The 16335-nt window shown below is 39.2% G+C and carries 15 protein-coding genes; 5 read left to right on the top strand and 10 right to left on the bottom strand.

Going from position 1 to position 16335, the window contains the following annotated elements:
• Positions 1-45 precede the first annotated feature (45 nt).
• From PR699_RS01735 to ttcA, 3 genes are all read left to right on the top strand, one after another.
• Complete coding sequence (locus PR699_RS01735) at positions 46-741, top strand: aspartate/glutamate racemase family protein (RefSeq protein ID WP_014658241.1); 696 nt, start codon at positions 46-48, stop codon at positions 739-741.
• Positions 742-1184: 443 nt separating this feature from the next.
• Positions 1185-1433, top strand: coding sequence for a helix-turn-helix domain-containing protein (locus PR699_RS01730; RefSeq protein WP_004919272.1), 249 nt, complete (start codon positions 1185-1187; stop codon positions 1431-1433).
• Between the two features lie 1439 nt (positions 1434-2872).
• Complete coding sequence (ttcA, locus tag PR699_RS01725; protein ID WP_014658240.1) at positions 2873-3787, top strand: tRNA 2-thiocytidine(32) synthetase TtcA; 915 nt, start codon at positions 2873-2875, stop codon at positions 3785-3787.
• Positions 3788-4130: 343 nt separating this feature from the next.
• Here the strand turns inward: ttcA and zntB are convergent, their stop codons facing one another.
• Together zntB and PR699_RS01715 are read right to left on the bottom strand one after the other, a co-directional pair.
• Positions 4131-5114: a zinc transporter ZntB gene (zntB, locus tag PR699_RS01720; protein ID WP_004919264.1), complete on the bottom strand. Its 984-nt coding sequence runs from the start codon at positions 5112-5114 to the stop codon at positions 4131-4133.
• 710 nt (positions 5115-5824) lie between these two features.
• Positions 5825-7447 (bottom strand): ABC transporter substrate-binding protein, encoded by a 1623-nt coding sequence (locus tag PR699_RS01715; RefSeq protein ID WP_004919261.1) that lies wholly within the window; start codon positions 7445-7447, stop codon positions 5825-5827.
• Positions 7448-7892: 445 nt separating this feature from the next.
• Here PR699_RS01715 and tpx point away from each other — a divergent pair, with 445 nt between their 5' ends.
• Positions 7893-8396, top strand: a complete 504-nt coding sequence (gene tpx, locus PR699_RS01710; RefSeq protein WP_014658239.1) for a thiol peroxidase — start codon at positions 7893-7895, stop codon at positions 8394-8396.
• A gap of 46 nt (positions 8397-8442) precedes the next feature.
• On the opposite strand, the gene PR699_RS01705 is transcribed toward tpx, so the two are convergent.
• The 8 genes from PR699_RS01705 to pspA all read right to left on the bottom strand — a co-directional run bounded on the left by PR699_RS01705 (position 8443) and on the right by pspA (position 14970).
• Entirely contained in the window at positions 8443-8817 is a 375-nt protein-coding gene (locus PR699_RS01705) for a hypothetical protein (RefSeq protein WP_014658238.1), read from the bottom strand.
• Between the two features lie 178 nt (positions 8818-8995).
• On the bottom strand, positions 8996-10555 hold the full coding sequence (gene tyrR, locus PR699_RS01700; protein ID WP_014658237.1) for a transcriptional regulator TyrR: 1560 nt from the start codon (positions 10553-10555) through the stop codon (positions 8996-8998).
• Positions 10556-10792: 237 nt separating this feature from the next.
• Positions 10793-11848: a YcjF family protein gene (locus tag PR699_RS01695; protein ID WP_004919253.1), complete on the bottom strand. Its 1056-nt coding sequence runs from the start codon at positions 11846-11848 to the stop codon at positions 10793-10795.
• A complete protein-coding gene (locus PR699_RS01690) occupies positions 11845-13242 on the bottom strand; it encodes a YcjX family protein (protein ID WP_004919250.1) in 1398 nt (465 codons plus the stop codon). Before PR699_RS01690 ends, PR699_RS01695 begins: the two co-directional genes overlap by 4 nt.
• A 120-nt stretch (positions 13243-13362) precedes the next feature.
• Positions 13363-13545: a hypothetical protein gene (locus tag PR699_RS01685; protein ID WP_004919249.1), complete on the bottom strand. Its 183-nt coding sequence runs from the start codon at positions 13543-13545 to the stop codon at positions 13363-13365.
• 89 nt (positions 13546-13634) lie between these two features.
• Entirely contained in the window at positions 13635-13988 is a 354-nt protein-coding gene (gene pspC, locus PR699_RS01680; protein ID WP_014658236.1) for an envelope stress response membrane protein PspC, read from the bottom strand.
• A complete protein-coding gene (gene pspB / locus PR699_RS01675) occupies positions 13988-14218 on the bottom strand; it encodes an envelope stress response membrane protein PspB (RefSeq protein WP_004919244.1) in 231 nt (76 codons plus the stop codon). The genes pspC and pspB overlap by 1 nt, the downstream gene beginning before the upstream one ends.
• An 80-nt stretch (positions 14219-14298) precedes the next feature.
• Positions 14299-14970, bottom strand: a complete 672-nt coding sequence (gene pspA, locus PR699_RS01670; RefSeq protein WP_004919242.1) for a phage shock protein PspA — start codon at positions 14968-14970, stop codon at positions 14299-14301.
• Positions 14971-15254: 284 nt separating this feature from the next.
• Between pspA and pspF the strand changes: the two genes are divergently transcribed.
• Positions 15255-16268: a phage shock protein operon transcriptional activator gene (pspF, locus tag PR699_RS01665; RefSeq protein ID WP_004919240.1), complete on the top strand. Its 1014-nt coding sequence runs from the start codon at positions 15255-15257 to the stop codon at positions 16266-16268.
• The last annotated feature ends 67 nt before the right edge of the window (positions 16269-16335 follow it).

Genomic DNA, 16335 nt, shown 5'->3' with positions numbered 1-16335 from the left:
TATAGAAGTATTCTTAGCTATAAAAAATATAATGGAGAAACGGATATGAAAACAATTGGTTTAATCGGGGGAATGAGTTGGGAATCAACTTTGCTTTACTACCGGCAGATTAATGAAGGCATCAAGCAACAGCTTGGCGGTCTTCATTCAGCAAAAATCGCTTTATATAGTGTCGATTTCGCTGAAATAGAACATATGCAATCGGCAGGGCAATGGGAGCTTGCGGGTCAATACCTTGCGCAGGCAGGAAAAAACGTAGAGCAAGCAGGTGCTGACTTTGTTGTACTTTGTACTAATACAATGCACAAAGTTGCCGAGCAAATTGAGAATAACATTAATATTCCTTTACTGCATATTGCTGATGCGACTGGCGAACGCATTATCAATTCAGGCATTAGAAAAATCGGTTTATTAGGTACGGCTTTTACGATGGAGCAACCTTTTTATAAAGATCGTCTTCATGAAAAATACAATTTATCTGTGCTCACACCTAACGACCAAGATAGAAAAATTGTTCATGACATCATTTATCAAGAGCTGTGCCTAGGAAAAATCACTAACGGATCTAAAAAGCAATATCAACGAATTATGGCATCACTGGTTGAAAATGGCGCGGAAGGGATCATTTTGGGTTGCACAGAGATCACGCTATTGGTAGATCAAAATGATACATCGGTACCTATTTTTGATACAACGGCTTTACATGCTCAAAAAGCTGTTGATTTTGCTTTAAGCGAATAATAAATATTCATTTCCTTGAAAATAGCACCTTACTATTATTAGCTCAAAATAGAGTAAGGTGATCTTATGAGGTTAAATACTTTATTGATAATAGACCTTCTATTTTTGAAACAGATAAAGTGGGATAGATTTATCGTTTTTACTTTTAATTGTATTTACCTCATTTTTCGTCATTTCTTACCATGTACTAAGTGGATTTACTTAACTTTTCTTATGTTAAGAAAAATTATTTATCCAGTGATATTAGTTTTAATATCTATAACTGTACAAATCTGACATTTTTTAGATTCATTTATCGCCAAATTCACTATTAGATAAATATAAAATTTCCATATGATTATTTTGAATTTATGAAATACACTTTTTTAGCAGAATAATACTATTGAATTAATCATATTATTTCTGATAATAGCCTTACATTTTACGCTATGGATAATTGACTCATGAAGCAACCAAACTTTAGAGGAATCGCTTTAGGCAACTATATTAGAAAACTACGTACATCCCGAGGTATCTCTACGGAAGCCATGGCTGCTGCATTAAAAATATCAGAACGAAACTATATTCAATATGAAGAAGGAAGCGTCTCTATTTATGTGGAACACCTAATGATTGTTTCTAGTATACTGGATGTGGATATTAAACATTTGCTTGAAGTTTTTGAAAAACCAGGAAAACCAACTTGGATATAGATATTGACTGTCCTTCCTTCACCCCTGAATATACAGCAGGGCTAAACGCCCTACTGTTTCCAATGTTATTTAATTTTTTGTTATTCTTAGTATTATTCTAATGATCATTTTATGATAAAGACTAGCTAGTAAATTTAATAATTAATAGTTTTAGATGAATAATAAAATTTAACAATATGAGTTAAATAAGTTAACAAGCATGCGCTTTACAAAAAAAACAGTAATAATCGCTCAATATTAATGTGTTATTGCTACTTTTATTAGCAACTATGCCATCGTATTTTTTAATATCTAATTGATAAAGCAATGCATTATCAAAATATCAACGAGATATACTGTGAATTTCTAGCTGTTTTTTAATGCGTTAATAATTTTTCACTGCCCTAAAATTTATTCTAATCCAATCGCAACATCAAAGCTAAACCACTTTATGGTGGCAGCCAATATTTTTGATTTCTTACCGACACACGATGTCAAAAACCCTATGCTTGACTGATAAACGCCATAGCAGCATCAGCCAATGAAAAATCTACTTTTTATTCACTAATCACCATTGAATACACTTTTGATGACATTTGATCTTTATTTATTTAATATATGACTTAAGTTGATTTTTTATCTGGGGTATTGGGTGAGTAAATTACATAAATACTGCACAAGTCGGTATTCATTAGCCATTGTATTTTTCCTGATTTGGATGTTGATCCTTCCTAGTATGACGTTTGCCTCGATACTTGTGTTTAAATATCGAGTGCTAGATGTAAATCATGCCTATTCACTTATGTTAGTCGTTTTATTTGTCAGGATTTTTTTATCCATTATTGTGATTCTATTTCTATCTTGCATGACATGGATACAACCATCGATATGGCGGGTTATCGCTTTATCTGTTGTGTTAATGCAATTTGTTTTATGGCTAGATTCATACATACCTTGGCTAACTAATCTCCGTCACTAATGCCGCCATTATCGCATGCCAACCGATATAATTTATTGATATATAAGTACCTCTATCACTATGAAAGCCACGCTTTTTAGAGGTTGTAATGCGCGTTGCTACGATACCTAAAGATTCTAGGATTTAACAGATTTGAGTTTAATCTTTTGACTATAACTTATGATTTTTCATTATGTTATGAACACCACAATAATTGAGTTATCTTCCATTACTAAAGCTCCTCATTTATTAAAATGGATCAATTTTGACTTACCTGTATCGAAAGACCTCGTCCATCTGCTATTATGGCTGGCTTAGCAATTTCCTTACCGAGGATTGCCTTAAGTTTTTTGTTAGTGAGTTTATTGCCCGCATCCATAAAGCGCCTTATTTCTTATACAAAAGATACAGCAAGATGATAGGCCATGAGGACAATTAAAAACAAAAAACTTAAAAATCATTGAATTAAACAATAATCAGCAACGATACAGAACAGTAGAAAATGAACGCACAGAAAGAACAATATAACTTTAACAAGCTACAAAAAAAATTGCGCCGTGATGTAGGGCAAGCCATTGCCGACTTCAACATGATTGAAGATGGCGATCGGATTATGGTCTGCCTATCTGGTGGTAAAGACAGTTATACCCTACTTTCTATTTTGCAAAGCCTGCAAAAAAGTGCACCGATCTCTTTCTCGTTGGTTGCTGTTAACTTAGATCAAAAACAACCCGGTTTCCCCGAGCATATTCTCCCCGAATACCTTGAAAACCTCGGAGTCGAGTACAAGATTGTTGAAGAGAATACCTATGGGATTGTAAAAGAGAAAATCCCAGAAGGGAAAACAACATGCTCACTATGCTCCCGTTTACGTAGAGGCATTTTATATCGTACCGCAACAGAATTAGGCGCAACTAAAATCGCACTAGGCCACCATCGCGACGATATCTTACAAACTCTTTTTCTAAATATGTTTTACGGTGGAAAACTAAAAGGTATGCCACCTAAATTAATGAGCGATGACGGTAAACATATTGTGATCCGCCCTTTAGCTTATTGCCGAGAAAAAGATATTGAGCGTTACGCCCAAGCAAAAGAATTTCCAATTATTCCGTGTAATCTTTGTGGCTCACAACCTAATTTACAGCGTCAAGTAATTAAAGATCTGCTACGTGATTGGGATAAACGCTACCCAGGTCGTATTGAAACGATGTTCAGAGCCACTCAAAATGTCGTTCCCTCTCACTTATGTGATACTGAGTTGTTTGATTTTAAAAATGTCGCTCATGGCGATACCGTCATCAATGGTGGCGATTTAGCATTTGATCGAGAAGAAATCCCCACACAACACCAAGTTGATGATGACGATAGGCCTGAATTTACTGCGGAACGCCTGAATGTTATTGAGGTGAAATAACGCCATTGCCACCATCACTTTGTATGAAGGTGGCAAGATACTTATTTGTATCATGTTGCGCACCTGAATGTCGCTACCCCAACAAATATCCGTTTTGCATTCTCTACAATGTGAATGGATTGAAGGTAAATTTAGAATAAAAAAAAGCCGATGCAATATACATCGGCATTACAGTGGTCAATTATTCTGTACAAGAACTCAATATGAGAAAAACTACAATTATGGAGCACAACGTTCATCGCTCAACGTTGCATTCACCTGCGGAATTAATAGTGCCCCAAATCAACGTACCTTTTATTGATTTATCTCAAACAAGGGTGGGTTAACACAGATAACTTTCTTTTTAAAGCCAACGGCTTTTTCTCAACCACCAAAAAACAGTACCAATTAATACCGCCAATAAGAGACAAAATACGCTGAATGCAAACCTAAATTCACTGCCAGGAATACCTGCTAAATTGACCCCAAATAACCCTGTTAAAAAAGTTGTTGGTAAAAAAATCATCGCAAGTAGTGACATCGTATAAATACGACGGTTCATCATTTCGGTCATCATATTGGTGATTTCATCAGACATAATTGCTGTACGCGAAACAAAACCATCCAAATCCTCAATACAACGCCCTAAACGATCGGAAATTTCCTGCAACCGCCGCCTATCGGTATCATCAATCCATAATAGCTTTTCTGTCGCCAAACGCGCCAACATATCCCGCTGTGGTGCCATATAGCGACGTATCACAATAATTTGTTTGCGTAATAACGCGAGTTCACCGCGCTCAGGGATTTCACCATTCAAAATGGTATCTTCCATCCCAATTAAACGTTCATGTAAAGTATCGGTAAAGTCGCTGATTTCATCAGTAATCGCATCCGCAACTTCCACCAGCCAATCTCCGGTACTTTGCGCACCAACCCCTTCTTGTAAGTCAATAATAACTGAATCGAGCGAATTTACTTTTCTATGGCGACTTGAAATAATCAATCGACTGTTAATAAAGACACGGAAAGCGACTAGCTGTTCAGGGCGCTGGCCTGCATTAGTGTTCAACGTTTGCAATGTTAATAAAATGCCATCGCCAACTCTCAAAATTCGCCAACGACCTGCATGGCCACAAAGCGCGGCTTTAACTTGTTCGCTAAACAGCTCTGAGTTTTGGATCCATTGCTCACTTTCTCGATTTTTATAATCATAATGTAGCCAAAAAGGAGATTGTTGAGTGGCACTCGCGTTAACATCAAGGGGAATAAATCCACCCTCTCCATTTAATTGGAATGCATGTACAGGGTTTGAACTCTGAAATAATGAGCCATAAATCAACGCCATGCCGTTATCTCCTTCCTTTTAAGCCAGTTATCGTTATAGCATAGAGGGAATGTGCCGGAAATATCAAGGTGAAAAATAGCGTTGACCCAATTCACGGTTTTATCGTATCGATAATATAAAAAATATCTTAGATTAGATTGAATATATAGGTAACATAAAATATAGGTTGAATAACGCCTATTTTTGCTTATTAGCTTATCTCAAATAAGCCCTACCAAAGCTTGAAATATCAGTATGGTACTGTTAAATCACATTTAGAATATTTATTATTCTCCATATTTTCACCATACCTGCTTATTATCTATTCATCATGGTAGTCATAACAAAATTCGCAAGTCCCTACTATCCAGCCTAACGCCTATATTAATATGGCACATCAAAGCGAGTATATTCTCTTCGCTTATTCGACGTAACATATAAAATTTTGTTTAATTAACAGACAGCTATCAGATAATACGTAAGAATAATGCGTTCAAATGAAAGTATAGTCAGTAAAAGCGAACGATTTGTTTTGCAACCGCCATTTTTGCTAAATACCAACATTACTTTGCCACAAAAGAACAATAAATTAACATCGGACTACATTAGTATTCACTTTGTAGTGTTTATTCCTTTTTTGGTCCTCCTTCTGTCTCTCCAGCGGAAGGAGCTTTTTCTTTTTTACACCCAAAAAAACAGCCCATATAAAAATATATAGGCTGCGTATGGCGTTAGTGTTCAATAATATAAAAACTATGGCTGTATGCCACATCTTCAGGGTTTTCTATTGGATACCCTTTTAACCATGGCTTAATCAAACGCCCATTCGTATACTGATATATTGGGGCAATCGGTGCTTCTTGAGCGATTATTTCTTCCGCTTGATTATAATAACGGTTACGCAACTCTTCGTTTGTCTCAATACTCGCCGAAGCCATCACCTCATCATATCTTTTGCTATTAAATTTGGGGATATTGCCACTGTGTTGAGCGGTTAATAACGATAAGAAGGTAGAGGGTTCATTAAAATCCCCTATCCAAGATGCCCTAATGACGTCAAAGTTCCCCGTATTGCGGCTATCAATATAGGTTTTCCATTCTTGGTTGACTAGCTTAACTTCAGCCCCCAATTTTTTCTTCCACATTGAAGCCACAGCAATGGCAATTTTTTGGTGATTTTCCGAACTATTATACAGAAGAACCAATCTTAACGGGTTATTAGGCCCATAGCCTGCTGAATGCAATAGCGCTTTTGCCTTTTCATCTAACTCTTTTTGGGAAGCATTATCATACATCCCTTTTTGCGGTTTGAATCCGGCTGTCACGTCTGGCGTAAAACGATTTGCTGGCTTTTCCCCTGTACCTAATACTTTTTTAGCAATCAAATTACGATCAATCGTCATTGATAAGGCTTTACGCACACGAGCATCGTTAGTTGGCGCTCTTTGTGTATTAAATGCATAGTAATAAGTGCCTAATTGGTCAGGTGTGAAAACCTCATTAGGAATATCTGCCAGTAATTTTTGATAACGTTGTTTAGGGAAAGATTCTGTAATATCCAAATCCCCCGCTAAATAGCGATTTGTTGCATTTGACTCTTGGTTGATAGGAACAAAAGTCACTTTTGTGATCACAGTATTTGCATGATCCCAGTAGAATGGATTTGGTGTTAACACAATTTTTTCATTAACCATTCTATCCGATAATATAAATGCACCATTACCCACTAAATTACCAACTTTAATCCAATCCGCACCATATTTTTCGACCGTCTTAGCATGAACAGGGAATAAGCTAAAGTTAGCCGTTAAGGATGGGAAATAAGGAATTGGCTTATCAAGCGTAATTTTAAGGGTTCGTTTGTCAATGGCTTCTACCCCCAGTTGGTCGGCAGGTAATTTCCCATCAATAATTTGTTGTGCATTATTAATACCAGCAAGGGCACCAAACCACGCAAACGGTGAGGTATTTTCAGGCATAACTAACCGACGCCAGCTATATACAAAATCGTCGGCTGTCACAGGGTCACCATTTGACCAACGCGCATCAGGACGTAGCTTAAACATCCACGTTTTATTATCCGTCGTGCTCCAACTTTGCGCAACGCCGGGGATAGGTTTCCCATGACTATCTTGATTAACCAACCCTTCGAATAAATCACGCATAACCTGAGCTTCAGTCAGCCCAACAGACTTTATCGGATCTAAGGATGCCGGTTCATCTTTTAGATGACGGGTCACCTCTTGCTTTTCTGCCAGTACTGTACCAGCAGGAATAACAGCCGAAACAGCAGGAGCAGCGGTAAACATCGCTGTAAAAATAATAGCTAAAGATGAAAGTGAGCGTTTATGCATTTTGGGATTCTGTCGTATTAGCAAATAAGGTTAACTGACAATTTCGTGCTACGAGACCGAAAAATCAGCTAAGCAAATATAAAAGATATTCTACATATTATGACTAATAAAATATCTTAGCTAGAGGTTGATGGCTTCACAAAACGACCAAGAACCCTTTAGGCATCATATTCTTTCATTGTTTAAAAATCTATATACTCTACTCTAATCTGTTTCCGATGACAGACTCTTTTCTCACCACTTTAACCCTTTCTAGGTATTGTGCTTTCCCTATGGAAAATCACTTGATTTAAAATAATGAGATAAGCACTTAATTAGCAATCAAAGCAAATTGGTTGTGTTATGTTGCTATTGAATTCATCTAGTGCTAGCTTGGTCGCTAGCAAGCTCATCAATAATAATATTCGTAGTTTCACAAACTTGCTCATATATGGGAGAAAATAATATGTCACAGTCCGTCAAGTTAAAAGGTAATGAAGTCACCGTTGATGGTGTATTTTTACAACCTGGCCATCAAGCAAAAGCATTTACCTTAGTGACTAAAGACCTTTCTGAAGCAACATTGGAAAGTTACAAAGGTAAACGTAAAGTTCTGAACATTTTCCCAAGTGTTGATACTGGTGTTTGCGCTGCATCTGTACGCAAATTTAACCAACTCGCCAATGACCTCAACAATACTGTTGTCCTGTGTATTTCTGCTGACTTGCCTTTTGCACAAGCACGTTTTTGTGGCGCAGAAGGTTTAGACAACGTTGTCACTCTTTCTACTTTCCGTCACCCTGAGTTTGCCAAAAACTATGGCGTTGCGATGACGAGTGGCCCACTAAAAGGGTTAACAGCACGTTCTGTTGTCGTATTAGACGAGAATGATAAAGTGATTTATAGCCAGTTAGTTCCAGAGATCACTGAAGAACCTGATTATGACAAAGCACTTGCTGCATTGAAGTAATCCTCAATAGCAGCCAGCCTAAAAACCGGCTGCTTATTCCCATCAACTATTCCACATAGAGCCAATTCAGTGGCTTGCCCTGTTTAGCATTCACTAAACTCGCAAACAGTTTATTTTCGCTCATCATATTGACTAACGAGTGAGAACAACAACTGAGGATTTTCATTGCCTGCTCTTTATTTGCGGGGCATGAGGATGTGAGGATATCAATAATAAGATCACGGGGTTTATTGCCATTTTTAACAAGGGCTTCCCATGTGAAACGATGGCGTTTTTCTAAATAGCGGGCTGCCGCTCTATTCATCAAATATAACTCAGCAGCCGAGGCCGCTGACTCAAACATATCATTTTTATAATGACGTTGATTGAGATACTCACGTAGTTTTGTATTCACAATAAAGTTAAGAGCGAATTGATCCATAGCAACTCCTTGCAGGCACACGGGCGGCCTTGCGATATCGGTTATCATCAATCAAAATACAGCTTTAACGTTTTTCAAATGAATATCCAGTTATTCTCAGTATAGTTTGCTTTTTGTGCTAAAAGATACCCGCAGTGATGAAATCATCGCCAACGATCACATTTCTCATCAAAAAAAGTTATTCTTGCTCTTTTTTCTGGCTCAATCCATATTCGCGTAACTTATTCGCAATCGCGGTATGGGAAACGTCAAGGCGTTTTGCCAACTTCCGTGTACTTGGATAATCACGATATAAACGTGCGAGTACCGATGCCTCATAACGTTTTGTTATTTCATCTAACGAACCATTTAAAGAGTCAACAGCCACCGTTGGTAAATTGTCTATTTCTGGCAAATCAATATCATGTGAATTCAGGACATCCCCTTCTAATTGAGTTAAGCCTTGATAAATGGCATTTCGTAACTGCCTTACATTACCAGGCCAATAATAGCGGCTTAGATAATCAACTAAGGAAGGTGCTAATCGAGGTTTAGGGATATTTAGCTCTTTAGAAAAATTCGCGACAAAAACTTCGGTTAGCGGCAGGATATCTTCTTGTCTTTCACGTAAAGGAGGAATAGTTAAGCTCAAAACATTTAAGCGATAATATAAATCTTCCCTAAATTTTTTCTGTGCAACGAGCTCTGGCAGGTTCTTTTGTGTGGCACAAATGACCCGCACATCCACTTTCACTTCTCGCTCTTCACCGACGCGCCTAAATGTTCCATCATTCAGAAAACGCAATAGTTTTATCTGCATTTGCGGTGACATTTCCGCAATTTCATCCAATAATACCGTGCCACCGTTTGCCTGTTCAAAGAACCCTTTTTTCCCATCTAAGGCATTCGGATATGCCCCTGCTGCATAACCAAACAATTCACTTTCGACCACATCATCAGGCATTGAAGCACAATTCAGCCCTAAAAATGGCGCACTACCGCGTGCACTATGCAAATGACACGCTTTGGCTAGCATATCTTTACCTGTTCCCGTTTCCCCAACTAACAATAAAGGCTCATCTAACATTGCGATACGTTTAGCACGTTCGACAACATGTGACATGGCGGGGCTACTGGCAACGATAAGGTCAAAACCATCCACATCTGCACCCACAATTTGCTTGCGCTGTTTTTCTAATATCGCTATTGATTTTAGTAATAAAACAGCACCAGTACAGTGTGACTTGCCATTTTCATCCGCTAAGATGATTGGCGTGACTTGCATTAAATAGTCATTTCCTTTTACGGTTACTCTTTCCGTATAAGGCTCAGGCTCTTCTCGCTCAAACCAACGTTGTAAACCATGGTTACTAACCAGTTGCGAGAAAGTCTTTTGTTTTATCTTGGTTTCATCCACGCCAAAAATTTGTAATGACATTGGGTTAACCAATTCAATGTTTAGTTTATTATCGATGGATAAAACTGGTTCAGGGAATGAGTTTAATAGCGCCCACACCGCCTTATGCTCCCGCTCAGACGGCATGAAAAAGATACGACGTACATCAATTACGCCATTAATACGACGAATTTCTGCCATTAACGTGCTGAACACCTGAAAATCAACAGGCGTAAAATTGAGGTATATCCGTCTCTGCGCCGATATTTCAATGCCTTTAAGATCAATATTCTGTAGGACCAATAAATCAAGCAATTCACGAGTTAGACCGATACGGTCTTGGCAAGTCACTTCGAGGCGCATGGATAAAAACCTTTAGCAGAAACAATATAGATCTAATATTTTAGCTTGATTTACGGTAAGAATACAGCACATGTGTCACATATTGTTGACACTAATAATTTACAACGTGGGAAAATGGCAAAAATTGCTATTACGACAACAAGTAATAATCAGGGATGGTAGTAAAGATAACCACTTTCTGTTTTTAGGCTGGCAAGTGTACTTTACTGTCAATCACACCTGCCAGCGATGAGACTTTTATTTAGCGTCTTTTTTGCTCGGAACCGCATTTTTTATTTGGCTCAGCAGTTGCCCTCGGAAATCAGCTAAACGCGGTTTATCATCAATCCACGGCAATGGGCGACACAACTCCATCGCTTTAATCCCTAATCTGGCGGTTAATAGCCCTGCACCAATGCCTTGTGCGGCACGAGTAGATAAACGAGCCGTAATATCTTGCGATAACCAGTCCATACCCACTTCACGGATCAGCTCTGACGCTCCGGCAAAAGCAATGTTAATTAATACCATTCGAAAGAGTCGAATGCGGCTGTAATACCCTAATTCAATACCGTAAATTGCAGCAATTCTATTAATTAAGCGAATATTTCTCCATGCAATAAATGCCATATCAACAATGGCAAGTGGGCTAACCGCAATCATCAGAGCAGACTCGGCCGACGAGCGGCTGATCTCTTTACGTGCTTGTTCATCAAGAATCGGCTGAACTAATTTGCTATACAACTCAACCACTTCACGGTCATTGTGTGTTTCCTGTATCGTAGCCTGCCAACGTTGCACTGCGGGATGCTGCTCCGAAAGTGCCGACTGTTTTGCCAGTTTTTCACAAAAGACTTTCCCTTGCCCCATGCCATGGCTGTGTAGCAATTCCCTTGCAATATCACGCTCTTGAGCCCGCTCTTTTAAGCGATATAGACGCCGCCATTCTGTGGCAATTGATCCGACACCTGCAACGACAATTAGTCCTCCTGCGGCTGCTGTACCCAATGCAGTCCAATCTTGCGTGACCCATGACGTGTGGATCCAGATACCTAACTGAGCCATCACACTCACAGCAAAAATCCCAACTGCCGTTCCGACTAGCCTACGCCAGAAACTCCTTTTAGGCTTAAGCGCTTCGTTAATTAAACTTTCAACCTCACCTTCTTGCTCATCTTGCTCGGCCTCAATTTCTACGGGCGTAAATTTATGTTGCTCTTGCGGATCAAAGTGGCGTGCTTTTCTGAGTTTTTCAGCCTCTGCTGCTATATCTTCTTCGGAAAAATCAACTCGTTGTTTGATTGGTTCATTCATTTCAATTTATCTCCCAACAAGAACTCCAGTGCACTGTCCATCCGAATATGAGGTAACGGCTGATCTAACGGTGTTTGCCGAGGACGGAAGTTTTCAAACTCAAACCGCTGCTTTTGCCAAAAGACTTCACTCGGAAGCCTTTTTGGAACCTCCCCTGGATAGAATGTCATCAATTGACCATCGCTCAAACGTTCCCCTTTTAATGCTGGCAGCTTTTCACCTTGATAATCAACAATACCACTCTCTGTGGCTTGGATAGACGCAAGACCAATACAATCCATGCTAATTCCTTCGAATGCTGCGTTTTGCCAAGCCTCTTGGACCAACTGCTGTAATAACGACACTAGGTTAGCATGTTGATCTGGCGTGACATGGTCAGACTTACTTGCAGCAAATAGCAGCTTATCTATGCAGGGGGAAAACATACGTCTTAGTAGCGTTCGTTTACCATAATGGAAGCTACGCATTAGCTGTGTCAGAGCCATGCGCATATCGTTAAATGCGTCCGGACCACTGTTTAAAGGTTGTAAACAGTCCACCAGAACAATTTGCCGATCAAACCGTTGAAAATGGTCTTTATAAAAGCCTTTTACAACATTCTCACAGTAATATTGATAGCGACGCTGTAGCATACCAATGTTGGTATGCTTATCGGCTTGCGCCAGTTTTTTCTCACCATATTTTTCGATATTCGGCCATGGAAAAAACTGTAATGCTGGCGCTCCAGCAAGCTCCCCTGGAAGTACAAAACGTCCGGGTTGAATAAAATGTTGGCCTTGCGCTTTACACTCTTCTAAATACGTGGTGTAGGCCGTGGAAATTGCCGCGAGTAAATTTTCATCGGCGGGTGCGAGTGGGTCACATGACTCACATAATGTTAACCATGCTTGCGCAAGCTTACCTCGCTCTCCTTTTTGTAAGGTCTTCATTTGAGAAGACCATTCTAAGTAGCTTTGATCAAGCATAGGAAGGTCGAGTAACCATTCCCCTGGATAATCGATAATTTCCAGATATAAAGAAGAGTTATCAACAAAATGACGAAAAAATGAGTCTTCTGAGCGATAATGTAATTTCAAGCGTATTTCACTGACACCGCGTGTCGGCGTTGGCCATTGAGGGGGATGACCATATAATTGTGCGATCCCTTCATCATACGTAAAGCGCTGGATCGAAAAGTCACGCTGCGGTATCCGTTTTACACCCAGTAAACGGTTATCTCGTGCGGCTGAAAATAGCGGTAAACGCGCACCACTATTTACATTTAATAGCTGATTTACAAGAGAAGTAATAAATGCTGTCTTTCCACTACGACTCAGCCCAGTTACGGCGAGCCTAACATGGCGATCGACACTACGATTCACCAAATCCGTCAATTCATTTTGCAGCCGTTTCATATTTCTCCCACTCGCTCAAATATTATTGATGCCTAATTTAGCATAAATTCAGCATCACTAATTTGTTGAGTGCAATTTGTTTTTATACGGTTCAGTCAATAACCACTGTATTTTATACGATTATTTTACTATCCGTTTTGTTAAATAACCGATGACCCACTTACTGCCTACTATTTTGAGTATTTTACCAAGAATACCTCCTGGCCCATAAGTTATGGCAAGTGTTGCAACTATCTTCAACCCTTTACTGAGTGCTTGTTTTTTGGCTTGTTGTTTGAGTTTACGTTTAATATTCGTTTGCATAGTGCCACCGCATGAATTTAAGCGTTGGATAGACATTTTAGGGAATAAAACAAAAGTCTTATTCCCCGAAATGTGAGGGCGCACATTAATTATAAATGACGAAACTTACTATTAACGGTATAGGTATCTGAGGTGACATAGCGCTCTATTTGGCGTAAGCGTAGTTCACCTGATTTTAACTGTGCATCAATCTCATTAAATAGTTTTGAAACTTCAACACTAACATCTTGACCTTGATAACCACTTGGAGCTTTAGGTAGCACAAAACACATGACGATATATAAGACCAGTGTTAATCCAAAGCTCATAAAGAGTGCCAATATGGCAATCACCCTGACTAAGGCAACCGGTAAATCAAAAAATTGTGCGATACCGGCACACACTCCGCCAAAAACACGACGGTCAGTTAATCGATATAATTGGCGATTGCGAAAATCGGTCATTATTTTTGCCTCCAATTAGGATGTTCCGCATCCAGAATATCTTCCAACGTTTTAATGCGCTGTTGCATACGTTGTGTCTGCTCTGCAAGCTGAGTTAAACGTTGGATTTCATTTTCTGTTAGCTGGCTCCCCTGCCTGTTATTCTGTTTGTTGTAGTGTAACCACAACCAAAACGGCAGAATAAAAATGAGAAAAACAATCAGTACGAGAGACAGAAAAACATAGCCCATCACATTTCCTTATATCAAATGGTGGTATCCGCCTTCCCTAGCGCAGCCATTCGCTACGCTAAGGTTTAGGGATTACAAAATTACTGTTCTTTATTAGTGTTGATTTTAGCCTTTAATGCCGCTAATTGTTCACTAATTTCATCATCTGCTTTCAATTCAGCAAATTGTTGTTCCAATGATTTTTGTTTACCAATACCGTAGCTCTGAGCTTCACCTTCCATATGGTCAATACGGCGTTCGAACTGCTCAAAACGTGCCATTGCTTCGTCTAACTTACCACTATCGAGTTGACGACGAACATTACGGCTAGATTGTGCCGCTTCTAAACGCACCATCATGGATTGCTGTTTAGCGCGCGTTTCTTGCAATTTATTTTCAAGCTCAGTGATTTCACCTTTCAAGCGCGTTAGCGTCTCTTCAACAATAATAAGCTCATGTTTTAAGGTATCAACCATTGAGTTGACTTTTTGCTTTTCAATCAATGCGGCACGCGCAAGATCTTCTTTATCTTTCACAAGAGCCAATTCCGCTTTTTCTTGCCAATCAGCGACTTGCTTTTCGCCCATTTCGATACGACGCTCTAAACCTTTTTTCTCCGCTAAAGTACGAGCCGATGTCGAACGGATTTCAACTAGCATGTCTTCCATTTCCTGAATCATCAGGCGGATCATTTTTTGCGGATCCTCTGCTTTGTCCAGCAAAGATGCGATATTTGCATTAATGATATCGGCAAAACGTGAAAAAATACCCATTATTTATTTCCTCTTGATGGATTTTATCATTCAGTAGAGCCTCAACCCGATTTTGGCTTCCAACCAATACGTGATGCTCCGTTTAACTGTTTTCATCCGCCACATAACGTTGTGACAAGGACATTCGTTCTATTACGATTAATTTACTGCAATCAGCGTGCCAACTTTCATAAAAATACATAACACATTGAATTATAACCAATAAATTATTTTTGTATTCATTAGCGTCAATCTAGACTATATTTTAAATAGGCCAACAAAACCAACTATTGGTAAAAATAACCATGAAAAACACTAATGATACAATTATTGGTAACTCATCTAACTTTTTAGATGTACTTGAACGGACGTCTGAACTGGCTCAACTAAATAAACCCATATTAGTCATTGGTGAGCGCGGTACAGGTAAAGAGCTAATTGCCGATCGCCTACACTACCTTTCTCCTCGTTGGCAAGAACCCTTTATCTCCCTAAATTGCAGTGGACTCAATGAGAATTTGCTAGATTCTGAATTATTTGGCCACGAAGCAGGCTCATTTACGGGCGCTCAAAAACGCCATCAAGGTCGTTTCGAACGGGCAGATAAAGGCACGCTGTTCCTCGATGAACTTGCTACTGCGCCTATGTCCGTACAAGAAAAGCTTCTTCGTGTTATTGAATATGGCGAACTTGAACGTGTTGGTGGCAGTCAATCTCTGAAAGTCAACGTGCGTTTAGTGTGTGCGACAAATGCAAATTTACCTGAATTGGCAAAAGAGGGCCGCTTTCGGGCAGATCTACTTGATAGGTTAGCCTTTGAAGTGATCCGTATTCCACCTTTACGTGAGCGTGTGTCCGATATCATGCTCTTAGCCGAACATTTTGCCATCGCAATGTGTGGTGAACTCAAACGCCCATATTTCAGCGGCTTTAGTCCAAAAGCACAGCAAGCGTTAGAGCAATATCCGTGGCCGGGTAATATTCGTGAATTAAAAAATGTGGTTGAGCGTTCCGTTTATCGGCATAAAGATAATGATGCGCCTGTTGAAACAATTATTTTTGACCCTTTTGGTGAGAAACTCGCCGCCCTCTCAAACCCTGAAAAGATACCAGAGCAAAAAATATCATTACCCTCTTTGCCATGTGATTTACGCCTTTGGCAGCAGCAAAGTGAAAAACAATTACTTGAGCAAGCTTTACAACAGAGCCAATTTAATCAGCGTAAAGCCGCTCAGCGGTTATCTCTAAGTTATGATCAGCTACGTGGGTTAATTAAAAAACATCAAATTAATCTTGATAATTTATCAACTAATAATTAAATCGATATGATACTAAAATAAATTAAAAGCTCTGTTATTTATCTCTTATGGTGTTAAATATCCGTTT

This window comes from Providencia sp. PROV268, from assembly GCF_028477805.1.
Classification (GTDB): Bacteria; Pseudomonadota; Gammaproteobacteria; order Enterobacterales; family Enterobacteriaceae; genus Providencia; species Providencia stuartii.
This window is presented reverse-complemented; position numbering and strand designations above follow the sequence as displayed.